Source organism: Vibrio hangzhouensis, from assembly GCF_900107935.1.
GTDB lineage: Bacteria > Pseudomonadota > Gammaproteobacteria > Enterobacterales > Vibrionaceae > Vibrio > Vibrio hangzhouensis.
Window position 1 is genome coordinate 118,077 of the sequence record NZ_FNVG01000001.1, and the last position, 15,923, is coordinate 133,999.

The 15,923-nt window shown below is 44.0% G+C and carries 13 protein-coding genes and 1 pseudogene; 3 read left to right on the top strand and 11 right to left on the bottom strand.

The window, feature by feature from the left end; translation table 11 throughout:
- Window positions 1–70: 70 nt before the first annotated feature.
- The 8 genes from C4S60_RS00540 to C4S60_RS00575 all read right to left on the bottom strand — a co-directional run bounded on the left by C4S60_RS00540 (window position 71) and on the right by C4S60_RS00575 (window position 9,110).
- Window positions 71–1,069: a TniB family NTP-binding protein gene (locus tag C4S60_RS00540; protein WP_103878367.1), complete on the bottom strand. Its 999-nt coding sequence runs from the start codon at window positions 1,067–1,069 to the stop codon at window positions 71–73.
- An 11-nt stretch (window positions 1,070–1,080) separates the two neighbouring features.
- Window positions 1,081–2,886 carry a Mu transposase C-terminal domain-containing protein gene (locus C4S60_RS00545; RefSeq protein WP_103878368.1) on the bottom strand — a complete coding sequence of 602 codons (1,806 nt, stop codon included), beginning with the start codon at window positions 2,884–2,886 and terminating at the stop codon, window positions 1,081–1,083.
- Window positions 2,879–3,568, bottom strand: a complete 690-nt coding sequence (locus C4S60_RS00550) for a TnsA endonuclease N-terminal domain-containing protein (RefSeq protein ID WP_103878612.1) — start codon at window positions 3,566–3,568, stop codon at window positions 2,879–2,881. Before C4S60_RS00550 ends, C4S60_RS00545 begins: the two co-directional genes overlap by 8 nt.
- 146 nt (window positions 3,569–3,714) lie before the next feature.
- A complete protein-coding gene (locus C4S60_RS00555; RefSeq protein WP_103878369.1) occupies window positions 3,715–4,758 on the bottom strand; it encodes a GMP reductase in 1,044 nt (347 codons plus the stop codon).
- A 468-nt stretch (window positions 4,759–5,226) separates the two neighbouring features.
- On the bottom strand, window positions 5,227–6,762 hold the full coding sequence (locus C4S60_RS00560; protein WP_103878613.1) for an NAD(P)H-hydrate dehydratase: 1,536 nt from the start codon (window positions 6,760–6,762) through the stop codon (window positions 5,227–5,229).
- 73 nt (window positions 6,763–6,835) lie between these two features.
- Window positions 6,836–7,081 carry a hypothetical protein gene (locus C4S60_RS23730; protein ID WP_103878614.1) on the bottom strand — a complete coding sequence of 82 codons (246 nt, stop codon included), beginning with the start codon at window positions 7,079–7,081 and terminating at the stop codon, window positions 6,836–6,838.
- Between the two features lie 18 nt (window positions 7,082–7,099).
- On the bottom strand, window positions 7,100–8,017 hold the full coding sequence (locus C4S60_RS00570; RefSeq protein ID WP_103878370.1) for a DUF6279 family lipoprotein: 918 nt from the start codon (window positions 8,015–8,017) through the stop codon (window positions 7,100–7,102).
- A gap of 106 nt (window positions 8,018–8,123) precedes the next feature.
- Entirely contained in the window at window positions 8,124–9,110 is a 987-nt protein-coding gene (locus C4S60_RS00575; protein ID WP_103878371.1) for a cytochrome-c peroxidase, read from the bottom strand.
- Window positions 9,111–9,647: 537 nt separating this feature from the next.
- On the opposite strand from C4S60_RS00575, the gene C4S60_RS00580 reads away from it, so the two are divergent.
- A complete protein-coding gene (locus tag C4S60_RS00580) occupies window positions 9,648–10,043 on the top strand; it encodes an RNA polymerase subunit sigma (RefSeq protein ID WP_103878372.1) in 396 nt (131 codons plus the stop codon).
- A 58-nt stretch (window positions 10,044–10,101) separates the two neighbouring features.
- Window positions 10,102–10,920, top strand: a complete 819-nt coding sequence (locus C4S60_RS00585; RefSeq protein ID WP_103878373.1) for a LysR family transcriptional regulator — start codon at window positions 10,102–10,104, stop codon at window positions 10,918–10,920.
- Between the two features lie 60 nt (window positions 10,921–10,980).
- On the opposite strand, the gene C4S60_RS00590 is transcribed toward C4S60_RS00585, so the two are convergent.
- The gene (locus tag C4S60_RS00590; protein WP_103878374.1) at window positions 10,981–12,249 is read right to left on the bottom strand and encodes an O-acetylhomoserine aminocarboxypropyltransferase/cysteine synthase family protein; all 1,269 of its coding nucleotides are present in this window, start codon (window positions 12,247–12,249) and stop codon (window positions 10,981–10,983) included.
- Window positions 12,250–12,407: 158 nt separating this feature from the next.
- Here C4S60_RS00590 and C4S60_RS00595 point away from each other — a divergent pair, with 158 nt between their 5' ends.
- Window positions 12,408–13,361 carry an ADP-ribosylglycohydrolase family protein gene (locus tag C4S60_RS00595; protein ID WP_103878375.1) on the top strand — a complete coding sequence of 318 codons (954 nt, stop codon included), beginning with the start codon at window positions 12,408–12,410 and terminating at the stop codon, window positions 13,359–13,361.
- Here the strand turns inward: C4S60_RS00595 and yqfB are convergent, their stop codons facing one another.
- Together yqfB and C4S60_RS23915 are read right to left on the bottom strand one after the other, a co-directional pair.
- Complete coding sequence (gene yqfB, locus C4S60_RS00600) at window positions 13,362–13,673, bottom strand: N(4)-acetylcytidine aminohydrolase (RefSeq protein ID WP_103878376.1); 312 nt, start codon at window positions 13,671–13,673, stop codon at window positions 13,362–13,364.
- A gap of 9 nt (window positions 13,674–13,682) precedes the next feature.
- A pseudogene (locus tag C4S60_RS23915) lies at window positions 13,683–14,228 on the bottom strand (SbcC/MukB-like Walker B domain-containing protein); the annotation flags it as partial.
- Window positions 14,229–15,923 lie beyond the last annotated feature (1,695 nt).

A 15,923-nucleotide genomic window follows, 5' to 3' on the forward strand; every position in this document is an offset into this window, starting at 1 on the left:
CCAATTTGAGTCTGGTAAGAAGGAGTAGTTTTAAGCAAGCTCTCAGGTACTATAACAAAATGTACCTCAATCAGGACAACTCAAACATATTACCACCACTGCCATTTTTGTTTGACTCCGGTTTTTTGCTTTTAAGATAGTCCTCCCACCCAATATCCTTTGGTGGAGGACGTAGCATTTGGTCTGTAATTTTGACATCCTCTCCAAAAGGATTAGTCCATGTACTTAACTTGTCACCACTCGTTAATTCTGCTGCGAAAACAAAGTCCTCTATTGTAATAGTGTCATGGTTGTTATCAATTGCTTCTACAGATGCATGATAAATTAGATTTCTCAATGACCGCATATTTCCTTGGGAGAAAGCGTACAGCTTTTTTTGCAAGTCATCATTGGCAAGACCAACCTCTTTCTCAAAAGGTAGCGCTCTGTCAAGATGGCTCAGAAATGTCTTGAATACACCCTTACCTCCTTGATAGCTGAACGGTCGAAGTTCAAATTGGATTGAGAACCTTCCATGCAATTGTGAATTTGCTCTTAACACGACCTTTGAGTACGGCATACCAAAAAGAACGATCGGGCACTTCGTTCTATTGAGTATCATCTTGAGCCAGTTCCCCACTTGTGTGAGAACCCGATTTGATTTCTCTTCAACTAGATGCTGAAATTCATCAATAATTATCAATTTAACGCCAACAGCGGGGATTAAATCGGTAAGTTTTTTCGTAAGCCTCGTTAAATCGGTCGTATAAAGCGCTAATGGGTCTCCCATTTCGAGTAACAACTCCCTTGCCGCGTCCACAGGCTTAGCATTGTCTGGTAACTCTATATGCAGTGCGGGAACTATATCTCCATCTATCTCAGAGTCTCGCTGGTTCTGACCTAAATATTTTTTGATAATTGTCGTTTTACCTACGCCCGATGCACCAAAAACCATCATGCATGTAGGCTCAGATTCAAAATCTGACAGATCTCTACATCTATCCATATAGCGCAATATTTTTGTAACACTTGGCGTCGAAACGAACGCTCTTTTAGCTTTTGAAATGCGCGCTTCTCGAGTTTCATTCATCTGATGGTTTCTCAAACATAATCAATATCCCAATCTTCATCATCAACATTAGCAATTTCTTCTTCATATTTCTGAGACTGGACAGGGACATACTTGTCAGCACTAATAGCCTTTGCTCTTGCAGTATTCTCTTGATGTCTAGCTCCACGCCTCCGAGCGCTGACTTTCTTAGTCTTCACAATTGAACGATCAGCGATTTCTTCAATTTTTATCTCTGCATCAACTTCCTTGTCTTCATCATATTCTGCTGAATTTAATTCGGCTTGATACTTCATATTGTATTTATGTTGCCAGAGAGAGACTCTACTTGCATATTCATAATATATGGCGTTAACCGTGAAGTACTCGTTCTGATCTTCATCTAACACCCAAATAACCGCCATACACTCTGGATTATATTTGAACTGAACTTTATGATTTCCTTTCTTACCCCTATACTCAGCTAAACGTTCACTACTGTATGTCAGTTCTTTATAAACCGTTACACCGGCTTTGGTTAGTTGTTTGTGATCAACGATAGCGAATTTAAAGTCCAACTCATCTTTAGATCCTGTAAACTCTTCAGGCTCCCATTCTTGACAACCCCTTTTCCATGCTACATTAGGACAATTAGTTCCTCTCTGGTTAGAATTCTTATGATAAATATCTACTAACCAAATCAAGTAAATTTCTCTAATTTCATCTAGTGTAAGAGTAGCTTCACCCACCGAGTCATAACCTTCTCTCTGAAGGTATTGGCTAAAAGCTTTCCCAGGTAGATCGTCAAGTAGAGAAGTATTGATAGTACCGTAATTACGTTCGACATTCGGTTTATTGTCAGGCGTTTCGACTCTGTTTTGATGTACATTGATCAACAATGATTCGCATGCTTTATCAAAAGCTTTAGACAAAAACTCTTTACCATTATCAGTCACGAGTAAGTCAGGGATACCGTAACATAACCAATCATTCTCTACTGAGTCGAACGAGCTCAAAAGATCATCTTTCCGAAGTATTGCATTTTTAAGTGCGAGTGATACTGATACGTAGCTAGGTGGTTCAAACCCTAGGTAAAAACCAATAACTGCTTTACTGTAACAATCAACTAATTGAGTAAGCCAAGGTCGGCCCAATGGCACGCGATGTTCTTCATGTACAGCAAAGAGGTCCACCACCGTATGGTCTATTTCTACCCTCTCAAGGACGTAAGAAGTCAGTATTTTTTTCCCCATCCGACGGAACTCTCTTTTCGCAACTCGCTCGCCCTTCTTCGCGGCAAGTAATTCAAAAGGGGTCTTCTTTTTAACCCGTTTCCGAAGGGACTCATACGTGGGATACTTGTACTTCGTTCCATTGTTCAAATTATGCTGACGTAATTTTCTTCTCACGCGCTTGTAGGCGCTTTTTATACGTACTTTTCGTCCAGATATAACTCTTTCTACAGCTTGTTTCATCAATGCGTCAACGAATCCTGGTACTTTGACTTTACTATTACCCTTATCTTTATTCCTCGGAGCTAAGCTAACTGGATTAAAATCAGATGCTCTGAAAACCAACCACCACCGATATATTGATATCGCACTTGGAATATTCCTGTCATGCAACCGTTGCAGTGCAACACGGTGTGGTTCAATAGTCTTTGGAATGATCTTTTCGCACCTACCGGCTAAATAACGAAGTATACTTAAACGAAAAGTAATTTGAGTGGCTATATTGTCAGGAAACGCGGATATATCTCGATATGTTTCTTCATCAACATCACTGATATCGACATGCTCAGACTCCTGTTGTTCAAGTGTCGACTTCCGATGAAAATTCGAGAATGATTTCTTAGGCATAGCAACCCAAGTCAAACTCAGATTCGAGAGATAGTGGCTCCTCTAAACTTGTTTGGAGTAGGTTTCGAGAGAGCAAATCGCACAGAAATGGAAATACTTTTCTTCCATTTAGGCCAAGATGATTGCCTAAACTTTTCGCTGTTTGTGTACCATTCAGTTTTAAAGTCGTGAGGAGAGTTTGATGAAAGTGGTTTAAGTCATCTCTTGAGGCATATCGATGCAAAATTCTTAGATTGCTAAAAATGACCTCATCTAGTATTTCTTCTTCCGTAACCAACTCTAGTTCCAAACCCAACTCAAACGCAGCTTGTACCTTTGCTTCCCATTCACATTGAAATTCCGATTTTGAACTTTCCATATTAGATTTTACTTCATACAACGTAAATTCACCGGTATCAAACTGAACTAGAAAGTCTGGAACATAGGTATGGGTCTTGCCATCAAGGCAATATGAGAGTCGTATCGGCTGTGAGCAAAAACGAACGATGCTAGGCTCGAAATCGAAGTGATAACAAGCGGCACATTCTAAAAAAGACTCTACCGTGACTCTTTTTCCCATCTTTGCACTGACGTAACGGTGTATATTTTTTCCACGTGACTTAGTCAGGTTTCGGGCAGGAGTATCAAATGCACTTTCAAGTGCTATGAAAGTCGCAGTGGAAGGGAAAGGTAGAACAGACATCATGTTGCCTCTTCACGGTTTTGTCGTAAACTTACTTAAGTCTAGACTATGAAGAGGCAATATTAAATTATGGTCGAACCAAATATCAGATTATGGTTGTAAATATCAATTTATGGTTGTTTCAACACGAACTCAATATCACTGAATTATTCTTTACCGAATACGTTGTTTTCTTGCTCTTGTACGCGAATGAACGTAGTACGCTTAGTCAGTTCTTTAAGTTTGGCAGCACCTACGTAGGTACACGTTGAACGCACGCCACCAAGAATATCCTGGATAGTGTTGTTTACGTCGCCACGGTAAGGAAGTAAAACAGTTTTACCTTCTGCTGCACGGTAGTTAGCAACGCCGCCAGAATGCTTGTCCATTGCTGACTGAGAAGACATGCCGTAGAACTTCATAAATTTCTTGCCGTCTTGGTCGATAACTTCACCGCCAGACTGCTCATGACCTGCTAGCATGCCGCCAAGCATTACGAAATCAGCACCGCCACCGAATGCTTTAGCAACGTCACCCGCACATGCACAGCCACCGTCACCGATGATCATGCCGCCAAGGCCGTGTGCTGCGTCTGCACATTCAATGATTGCAGAAAGCTGAGGGTAACCAACGCCTGTTTTAACGCGTGTAGTACATACTGAACCTGGACCAATACCTACTTTAACGATATCGGCACCCGCTAGGATCAGCTCTTCACACATGTCGCCAGTCACAACGTTACCCGCAGAGATAGTTTTTGTTGGGAACTCTGCACGTACTTTTTGTACGTATTCCACTAAGTGCTCTGAGTAACCGTTTGCAATGTCGATGCAGATGAACTCTAGATCTTCGCTAAGCGCTAGGATTTCTTTTGTTTTCTCGAAATCACGTTCAGACGTACCTGTTGATACGAATACTTTGTTTAGCGTCTCTTTAGATGCACCTTTTACGAACTCTGCCCACTGCTCAACCGTGTAGTGTTTGTGCATTGCAGTCATTACGCCGTGCTGCGCAAGAGCCGTTGCCATTTCAAAACTACCCACTGAATCCATATTTGCAGCGATAACTGGTGTACCAGACCATTGACGACCACTGTGCTTGAATGTAAAATCGCGCGTTAAATTTACTTGAGAACGACTTTTTAGTGTTGAACGCTTAGGGCGAAACAGTACATCTTTAAAGCCTAACTTAAGTTCTTGTTCGATACGCATTGTAAAAATTCCTCGATTTATTAGTACATGTTCCAGTGGGCATATGTCTAAACATAATGCGTTGGCTAGCCGTTGGCAGACGGTTCACCTTTCTTCGGACACAAAAAAACCGGAGCGTTGGCAGACGCTCCGGTTTTCAGCATTATAGGTCGAGAAAAGTTTCCCGCAAGACTGATATTTTAATTTTTTTTGTGTTACTATTCCGACAAGCTACAAACCTAGCGCCTACGCAATATTCTATAAAGCCTCACATAGACACCTAACTCATTGATAAAAAACAGTTTATCCGAAAAAATCCGCTCAAACCGGCTAAGATTTCAATGAACGCAAACGATTTTATCCCGGTCAACATAACAGCAAACAGTCATCACCTGCACGCAAATCGTACAGCCAACGGGCGCAAAACCGATTTTCAAGAAACATTTTTTTACTCATCTTGGTAGAAAAACGGTCGTCAGAGTCCCTGGCTCATTTACTCTCACTATTAAAGAGGTGATTATTAGAAAATTGCCGAATACCTAGCAGAATGTCTGAAGCTAACATACCCGTTTCTCCATTCCTCAGCGCTTCTTGATCTGCTGCCAAGCTATGAATTAACGTTCCTAACACAGCGGAGTGAAAAGCCGAATGCCCCCCTATCAGTAGAGCTAGTATCGTCCCAGCTAACAAATCTCCGGTCCCTCCGGTGGCCATGCCCGGGTTACCTGCATGACAAACTACGGTATCCTTCCCGTTATCAATAAGGGTGCCAGCCCCTTTCAAAACGACAATCCCACCATATCTAGCTTGCAATTTTCTAATGGCTTCAAAGCGGTCTTGTTCAATTTCAGCAACAGAGCAACTTAACAGCATTGCCGCCTCCCCAGGGTGAGGAGTAATAATGCAATTGAGGGTATTTAACGGATAATACTCCTTGCTCAGCCAATAAAGCGCGTCAGCATCCAAAACGCAGGGAAGTTCTTTTTTGCTGACCGTATTAACGACCTGCTCATATACTTTGCCTCCCCATTTATCCCTGCCTAATCCCATACCAAGCGCGACACCTGAGCACCAATCTAATCGGCTTTGAAGTGACAACGAATTATGGCTACTCACCATCGCTTCAGGTAACAGGGAACGGATAGCCATAGCGCTATCCTCGTGACACTGCACAGCAACAAGTCCTGCTCCTGCCCTAAGAGCAGCGGCAGAGGCAAGGTAACATGCGCCGCTCATCCCAGAACCACTCCCTACAACCAGAGCTCGACCATGACTGCCTTTGTGAGCATCTCGTTTGCGGGGAATTAGTTGTTCTAACCAAGTTAGCTGACTCAGCGCCACATTTGAAGTAATGAGGTCATCAAATACATGCTCCACCCCCAATCCGGCGAAACATAAAACACCGGTATAAGCACGGGCCTTCCCGGTTACGAGTCCACGCTTCAGCCCGATAAAGCTGATAGTAGCGTCCGCTTTTACCGTGTGGCCAAGTAATGCGCCTGTATCAGTATCCAGACCTGACGGCGTATCAATTGACAATATGGGGCAACAAGCCTGATTGATTCTATCTATTAAGTGTGCATAAAAAGGACGGACCTCACCGGTAATTCCAGTACCGAGTAAGCCATCGATAATCACATCGACCGACTCAGGGATTTCGTTGCAAGGTGCATGAATTTCTCCTCCTGCGGCAACAAACGCCTCCATTGCACGTTTTGCATCCCCGCTCAGAGAGCTTGTCTCTCCGATTTGCCACAATAAGACCTGAAAACCCGCTTTGATGGCCAAACCACCCACAATATAACCGTCACCTCCATTATTCCCTCTACCACAGCATATTAAGATAGAACGAGCATCAGGGTAGCGTTCAACCAACAAATCGAAAACCGCCTGGCCAGCTCTTTCCATCAGAGTATACATGGCAAGTTGGAGGTGCTCTGCCGCCTCTTGTTCGCCAGCGCGAACCTGCTGAGAGGTATAAAGGTATTCCGGTAATCGGTAGAAAGTTTGAGAAGAGGAGTTCATAGGCGCGTCCTGCATAACACTCATCAGAAGTAATTAATGTTAGCAGACTGATCGCGCCAGTGTTGTGAGCAAGCTAGAAGGAATATTGAGGCCAGAAAATGTGGAGCGCAAATCTGAGAACGATCGCAAATATTGTGAGAGCAACACCTAACCGATATCGCTTATACTCCGCCACGCTCATCGGTACTCGTTTGTAAAACATGGTGACAACGCCCTTCCAGTCATGGCTACGTCGACCATATTGAATTATGCCCGTGATGATGAACAGTATTCCAGCCAACAAAAGTGCCTTCTCTGTCCAAAATAATCCTTGTTCCATCATATCGTTACTGACTCCTTAACTAGATACAGACTTAGTGTAAGTCGATAGCACGAATATATCTGTAGGACTATAGTCTAATAACAACTGACTTATTAAGTCGGATGCGATGTCACGCCATTCATCAATTTCCATGACCAAATGTTGATGTTGTTGAGTCGTCATTAGATTAAGTGACTGTGCGATGTATTTAGCCGCAACATCTCTGTTGTAATCTATCTTTCTTGCCAGTTGTACGCTGTAAAAACTTTCTGAATTATTGAGAAACCTTTGAAATTCAGGCTGATAATAGGCAAGGTCGTTACGTCTGTTTAGTAATTGACGCATGTAATACTGCATTTGCTGTCTGTGTGCCTGCCAGTCGAAAATAGTAACTTCCATATCGTCTGACCACGCTTTTGCTAACGCTTTCTGTTCATCAGTAAGATCACCATACCAGCGGACCATATTCTTCTCTATACGCTCTCGGTAAATTTCTCGAATCTCAACCTCACTAAGGCCCTGGTACTTTTCAACAAATCTTCGATCCTGCTTCTCGAAGTTTTGCAGTAGTTCTTTCACCTGTTCGTCAGACATCTGCAAAGTCAACGCATACAAGTCAGGGGTCACTTGATTCATTAACCGCTTGGTATGAATTTTGACATCATCCATCTGCTTCAATACATATCCTGCATCGATCTTCTTAGGGTCCTGGTTTCTGATTTGGGTAAGCTGTTCGAGATATTGAGGGAGCTCGTTTTCTTTATGCCACTGCCCCAGAAGCGTAATGCGTTCACTCAGAATATCCTCTTGCCCGTCACTCAGGGTCACGTAATCATCAATATACTCAACCAGCACCCAATCCAGATTGCTGTACAGAAATTTGGTTGTGCAGCCAGAGATGATGATTAGGCTGACCAAAACACTCAAACGTAGTTTGCTAAACAACAGTCTCATAGTCTGTCACTCGTCCTTGCTTTTACCGATGCCCTTTATACGATGGTTACCTTAAGATTAGTTTTAAATATCAAAAAGCGCCCATTTTGAGCGCTTAGTAATTGTGTTAAATCTGAGGTCTGGTGGTACTGTGCGTGGAAGGCGGAAGGTGTGGCAACGTAATTGGCGGCTGCTCACCGGTCAGCGACTTTAAGAATGCTGTTATCTTTCTCGACTCACTTTTGGTTAAACTTTGTCCCAATTGAATGTCAGCCATTACTTCAACCGCTTCCTGAAGGTCCCAGACCGAGCCATCGTGGAAGTATGGGTAGGTCAACTCTACGTTTCGCAACGTAGGAACCTTGAAGACGTATTTGTCAAACTCCTTACCAGTAATAGCGGCACGTCCAATGTCAGGATTATCCGTTTTAAATGCTTTGACCAGCCCCATCTTCTGGTACATTTGCCCACCAGCCAAAGGACCACTATGGCAAGCTATACACCCTTTTTGTTTGAACAGCGCATATCCTTCTAGCTGATCGACCGTCAATGCTGAATCATCGCCTTTTAACCATTTATCAAATTTAGAATTGGGCGTACGCAAAGTTTTCTCAAAGGTTGCTATTGCATCCGTCACTTCCGCAATTGTAAAGTTTTCACTTCCGTACGCCTTCTTAAACCACTGTTGATATTGAGGTATGGATTTTAGAGTTCCTATCGCAAGATCATGTGTAAAAGCCATTTCCTTGGGGTTTTCAATCGGCCCCGCCGCTTGTTCTTGAAGATCTTTTGCTCTTCCATTCCAGAATTGGACAAAGTTGAGATCCGAGTTCAGAACCGTCGGTGAGTTTATGGGGCCAATCGCCCATTTGTGGCCTATTGAGCTTGGTAGGTTGTCCACCCCTCCTTTTGCTACGTTATGACACGAGTTACAAGAAATCGTATTGGATGCAGATAACCGTGGTTCGAACCATAGCATTTTACCAAGTTCAACCTTCTGCTGGTCCAGCCCAACAACAGGCTCTATGATCTTAATAGGTTCTGCATCTTGTCGTTTTGCATTAACACTTAATGCCACACTCATAGCTACCATTGTAAACAGTATTTTATTCATTGCTTAGTCCTTTATCGCGTGTTTGCGGTTAGTAATTGCAAGCGAACAAATAGAAAACATGAAGGTTCTACTTATAAATTAATTCTATATTTATTGTTATTTTACATGGAGTTACTAACTCCATAAGCAATGAATACTAATAAAATGACCTTTAGCATTAAAATGCAAAAATTAGATTAAATTAATAGAAAAAAGGAATGTAAAAACCTATTGATCATCAGAGCCCTTTAAAAATCTGCCACAAGTATTTAGTGACATTTCTAACTGTACCTTTTAGTAACAAATTGTTTACCCATTTGATTGATTTAAATCAGTTTTATACATTTGAAAAAGAAAACTAGTGAACAAGGTCAGTTCAAGAATCTCTGGTTAACACTGTAAATCCTTTTAAACACGGTCACTTCAGCCAATTCTTACACCCCGCTACGTGTATAAAATGTAGGTTCGAGTCACAGATCTAACTTCCAGAACGTAATAATCGATATTCCTAAATTCAACTATCATTTCGCTAGTATTTGAAAAAAACTTAGGAGCTCCATGATGAAGAAGACGCTAATCTCATTTATGTTAACAACAATGTTCGCTTTGCCTACGTACGCTAACCTCATCGTTGATATGGAAGGCGTTGATGAAAAAGACTACATTTACGACTTACATAAATGTGAACAAGCCGCTGCTCAGGTTCAGAAAGGTCAAACATCCGGTGGTGCCGTAAGTGGTGCAGTTAGAGGAGCCGCAATAGGCTCTGCGGGTGTTGCCATAGCAGGTGGTTCTGGAACAGAAGGTGCGAAGAAAGGCGCAGCTGTAGGCTTGGCCGCCGGTGCACTGAACCGAAACCGTTCTGCAAGAGAAAATAACGACCAATACAAAGAAGACCAACAGACCGTAATGCGTAACTGTATGACTAATAGGGGTTATGTGGTGTTAAACTAGCTGTAGTATACTCATCATATACACATCAAAGCTATTAAATCCAAGGTATCTTTTTTCAATGAACGACCTCAATGCATTGCGTGTCTTTTTAACTCTGATGCAGACTCAGTCCACTCTAAAAGCCGCCAAATCATTGGGGCGTTCACAATCTTACATCTCTAAAACGCTCGGACAGCTTAGGGTAGATCTCGATGATCCTTTGTTTGTCAGAAGCTCAAACGGGCTTACACCCACAAGTTATGCGCTCTCAATACAGCCTAAGCTCGAAAAAGCGCTGTCTGAGATTAGCGACGCACTAAAACCTGCCGAGTTCAGTCCCAACAATCTTGACAAGATTACGCTCCACTTGGTCGAGCCCTACCTTATCTCTTGTGGTAAGGAAATCATAGATGCGATAAGAGCAGCAACTTCTGCACCAATCGAACTGCGCCAGTGGAGTAAGGTGTCTGAGTCGTTGCTATTAACTGAACAAGTTGATCTTGCCGTGCATGCACTTACAGACAAGCCTCAATCCATTTACCAAAAATATGTTCATACGGGTACGGGTGTCCTCTACGGTAATCTGGATGGTGAATATGTAAAATACGTTATTCCCGACTTCAACGAACATATCGATCTGTACAAAATGCTCAACAGTGACGCACAGGCAACCATTTTTGTTGATAACCACACGCTCATGACCCAATTGCTCGACAATTGTTACACTGTTCGCTATTACATTACCGAGCAGCCCGAAAAAGCGCAGGTTCAACTGGATATGGCTCTCCTCACCAAGGCATCTCGAAGGAATGAAGCAAAGATTCAGTGGTTGATGGCACTGATCGAACCGATACTGAAGCGCTATACACCAGCGCCATACTCGAAGCTATCCAATTGAATTTGCTCTACCTCTTACTGAAAAAAACCGGGTCATTCCCGGTTTTTTTTTTCGAGTAGATTAAGCACTAAGGGCCTGTTCCAGATCAGCAATAATGTCATCAATATGTTCGATACCAACAGATAGTCGTATCATTTCTGGTTTTACTCCGGCTTCAAGCTGTTCAGTTTCACTCATTTGTCGATGTGTAGTCGACGCCGGATGGCAAGCAAGAGACTTCGCATCACCAATATTCACCAAGCGCTTGAAGATAGCCAATGCATCATAGAAGCGTACACCCGCTTCGTAACCATCTTTTAAGCCGAATGAGAGTATCGCGGACGGCTTGCCCCCCATATATTTTTGGGCGAGTTCATAGTGTGGCGAATCTTCTAATCCAGCGTATGATACCCAACTGACTTTATCGTGATTCTGTAAGTATTGAGCGACCTTAAGCGCATTCTCCGTATGCCTCTCCATACGTAAAGGCAGGGTTTCTAAACCCTGAAGTAGCATAAATGCGTTCATAGGCGATAGTGCCGAGCCGGTGTTGCGCAATGGTACCGTTCTGGCACGCCCGATAAACGCTGCCGGACCGAAGGCTTCGGTGTAGACAACACCATGGTACGAGGGCTCTGGTTGATTAAATACCGGGAAGCGCTCTTTATGTTGGTCCCAAGGAAAGTTACCGGAATCGATGATAACGCCCCCTAGCGAAGTTCCGTGGCCTCCTACATATTTTGTCAGTGAATGGACAACAATATCCGCACCATGTTGAATCGGTTTGCACAGAACTGGCGTCGCTACCGTATTATCGACGATAACTGGCACGCCTTGTTCATGGGCCAACGTTGCAATACCAGCCAAATCAACGATGTTACCCGCAGGATTTCCGATAGATTCACAGTAAACTGCCTTTGTGTTTTCATCGATCAACGCAGCAATCGACTCCGGTTTATCATCTTTAGCGAATTTAACGGTGATACCTTGCTTTGGCAGCATATGCGCAAACAAAGTATAGGTTCCACCATAGAGCTGAGGTGTTGAAACAATATTATCTCCAGCCTCAGCCAGAGTTAGAATGGCGTAGTTGATTGCAGCACTTCCCGCACTGACCACCAGTCCAGCAATACCACCTTCAAGAGCAGCCATCCTCTGCTCCAGCACATCGTTAGTCGGATTCATAATACGTGTGTATATGTTTCCTGGAACCTCTAAGTTGAAGAGATCAGCGCCATGTTGTGCGCTGTCAAATTCATAAGCAACAGTTTGATAAATTGGCGTCGCTACAGACTTTGTTGTCGGGTCGGTCTGATAACCATGATGTATTGATAGCGTTTCGTCTTTCATTGTCCTTCCTTTCACCTCAGTGAGCATTTTTCATCCATTAGCCGTTCAGTATTTCACTAATGAATAAAAAAAACTTTGCGTCGCTCCAAAAAAGGCCGATCAAAACCATCTAGACTTAATTTGATAACTTTTAATGTCTCAGAATGAATGGACTCGATATGAATAAGACCAACAACAGGGCGCTCAACTCAGTGATCGGGGCACTTGTCGCCGATTCCGCATCAATGGGGTTTCATTGGTTGAACGATCAGGTCGCGATAAAAACCTTATCCAATGGAACCCCTGAATTTCACGCTCCGAACAAAAAGGAGTTTGCTGATCGCGGTTATTTTGCCCATGCGGGCAAAATCCCAGGTGACAATTCTCAATATGGAGCACAACTCGTCGCCATGCTTGACGCTATTGCACTAAAAGGAAGTTATGAAGAACAAAGTTATATCCAATCATTCAAAGAATGGTTTGATTTTGGGGGGAAGTGGCAAGGGTATATTGATGAACCAACAAAAATCACTCTTCTGACGCTCCATGAAAGAGAAGCCAATGAGCAACCTCTTTCGCAATGTGGTGCCGACAACTGCCAGCTCCCCGCTATTTCTAAACTGCCCGGTCTGGTCGCGTTACATCACAGTGATAGCACTTTGCTTTCGTTGGCTGAATCGGCCGTTCGTGTGACCAATAATAACAATGCCGCAGTCGAATACGGTATTGCTGCCGCTCAAATTATCAGATCTGCCATTGAAGGCAAAACCCCTACCCAATGTGTCCAGAGTGCACTAAATCTGTCTGAGCGGGTTGACGAAGCCATCAACGTTGCGCAAGAACTGGTACTAAAGCCTTCGTCAGAGGTTGCCACCCAGTTGGGTATGCACAGTTCCCTGGACGTCGCCTTTCCCGTTACATTGCATTTACTCCTCAATGCAACGAGTTATGAAGCGGCTGTCAGAGAGAACATCCTGTGCGGAGGAGACAGTTGCGGTCGAGCTATTTTATTAGGCGCGACCCTTGGCGCATGTTACCAAGGCGGAGCCAAGGACATACCCAGGGATTGGGAGACCAGAGTTACCATTCCTAAATCATTACTGGCCTGCCACAGGATATTATTTGATCAATAATTAGCATGCAACTTCAAAACTGATGACATATAGCTGCTGTTCGTTAGGGTAGATTTCTCGTATCACTTGCCTTAGTTGTGGCAACGTCATGTTCTCCTGAAGTGCATGCTGTTCATTAATGGTGTTAAAATTCAGCGATTCTATGGTAAGAATTTTCAACAGGCCGAAGACCCGACCTGTTTCAAAAGTAGCGACAGGGATAACTTTATTAAGTTCGAAATCGATTTCCGTTCTGTCGCGTATCGTGATCGTCTTTTTGCCTGACAGAATATCGGCTTCAAAGCGTTCAAAAAAAGTAATTTCGTTGCGCATCTACTGTTCCTAATTTACTAAACTTACTGTGCTACCAACTCTTGAAGCATGAACATCTAATCGCAGTGACATTTGCTCTTTCAACTCAGAAACATGCGAAATAATGCCTATAGTTCTGCCGGTCTGTTGCAATTCAACCAATGTTTGAACCGCCAGATCTAACGATTCGGGATCTAGGCTACCAAAGCCCTCGTCAATAAACAGGGTATCGAGTCGAATACCACCACTATATGACTGCACGACATCAGACAATCCAAGTGCCAGTGACAGTGCTGCCATGAATGACTCACCTCCAGAAAGCGTCGCCACATCGCGCCATTTTCCGGTATAAGCATCTTCGACAATAAGGTCGAGACCAGAGCCGGCATTACCCTTGGTACGCGCCTCTTTGCGCTTTAAATCGTAGCGCCCCTTGCTCATTAATCTCAGTCGTTGCGACGCCTGTATCAGAACATCATCAAGCAAAACACCAAGCACAAAGCGGTGAAGACTGATTTTATTGCCGGTACGCCCATTGGCAACGTCACTCAAGGTTCCTACGACCTGGTATTGCTTGTCGAGCTCCTCATTTTGCTGACGTAAGGTTTCGATTCGTTTGCGTACTTGCAATAAGCTGTTTTGCTGCGACTGGTATACTTGATACTGCTTAAGCACGGTTTGATAGGCCACATCAGCTTGCTGTTTATTCTCTGTTACTTGGTCTATCGCTGGCAATGACTGCTCGCTGAGCTGAGCTGTGAGTAAGTTCAGCTGCTCTGATATACGAATGCCTTCATGCTGATAATGTTCGATTTGTTTTGCCATATGCTCAGCACTTTCTTTGCTAAGTTTGGCATTCAAGAACGCTTGCTCTGACTCAAATACACTAGCGTCTAGTGCCACGTTCCATGTTGCCGACACGCTCTCGCGAGCAAGCTCCAGCTCTTCAAACTGTTTTTGCAACGTATCGAGGTGAGATTCAAACTTCGTGAGCGTTTCACTCGCCTGTTTTAATGCTTGTGCCGCATGTTCTAGCGCGGCGGCTTTTTGAACAAGTTCTGTCTCAATAGCTTGCTGGCGTCCCAGCACCGCTTGCGCTGTCGCATACCCAGTATTGTTGCTCGACTCTAATGAGCTGACTACGCCACTCAGTTGCTGAACTTGGTTAGTGGCCTCATTCACTTCGATGGTCGTTTGTTCAAGCTGCTGAGACAGTTCAACACGCTTTGCTGCCGCCTGCTGATATTGCGTCTGCAATAACTCGATGTTCAGCGCTTTCAATGCGGTAATGCGCGCGGATAAATCGGCAATCGTCAGCTGCACACCTTGAGCAAATTGACCAAGATCCTTCTGATGATCGACCCCCAAGGAATCCAGCCACTCCTGCTTGCGCGAGGTTTGAGTAGCGATTTGACCCTCAAGCTCAGCGAATGCCCGTTGATGGCGAGTGAGCTCATCTTTCGCAGAGGTTTCCATTTCTCTCAATTCATTAACCTGCTGTAGCGTCACCATTTCGCCTGCAAAAGTGGCAACATTGGGATGCTCTGTGCTGCCGCACACAGGACATGGGCTATCTTGCTCTAGGGAAGCGGCGAGCAAAGCGGCTTGTCCACTGTGCCAAGCAATTTCTGCTTCAGTACGCGTTTGACGCGTCTTGTTCACCACAGACTCTTGTAACGCTATTTTGCTGATCGACTCTGTTCGCTGTTTGTGTTTGGTCTCTAGCTGCGCATCTATCTGGCTAATCGCTTGCAGAGCCTGCTGCTTCTTGCTCTCAATATCTAAAGACAGGGTGAGTTCACTAAGCTGCGACTTTTGTTTTTCAGCATCGACGAAAGCACTATGCAGCGATTCTTCTTGTTGAGTTAACGCTTTGATTTGACCGGCAAGTGTGGTTTGAGATGCACTAACACTGCCAAGCTTTTGATTTGCCTGCTGCAGTTCAACTTTCTTGCTGTCGAGCTCTTTAAGGCGCTCGAGTAGAGCGTTTAATTCGAAGCGCTCTTGCTTCAACGGCTCAGCATTATCACTCGCTTTTTTCGCGTCATCATACGCGGCCTGAGCCTGTGACTGATTCTGCTTCGCAGCTGCAATTTTGCCCCGCCCAGTTTGCAAGCGCTCTGCCAATATGGCGGATTCTTTGGTCAAGCGCAGTTGGCTGTCATACTCCGACTGGATAGCAGTAGCAGCCTTATGAGCATTGAGCTGAGACTTAGCAAGTTCAATCGCTTCGCACCCTTGTTGATGCTTTAACTGCGCCTGTTCAAGTTC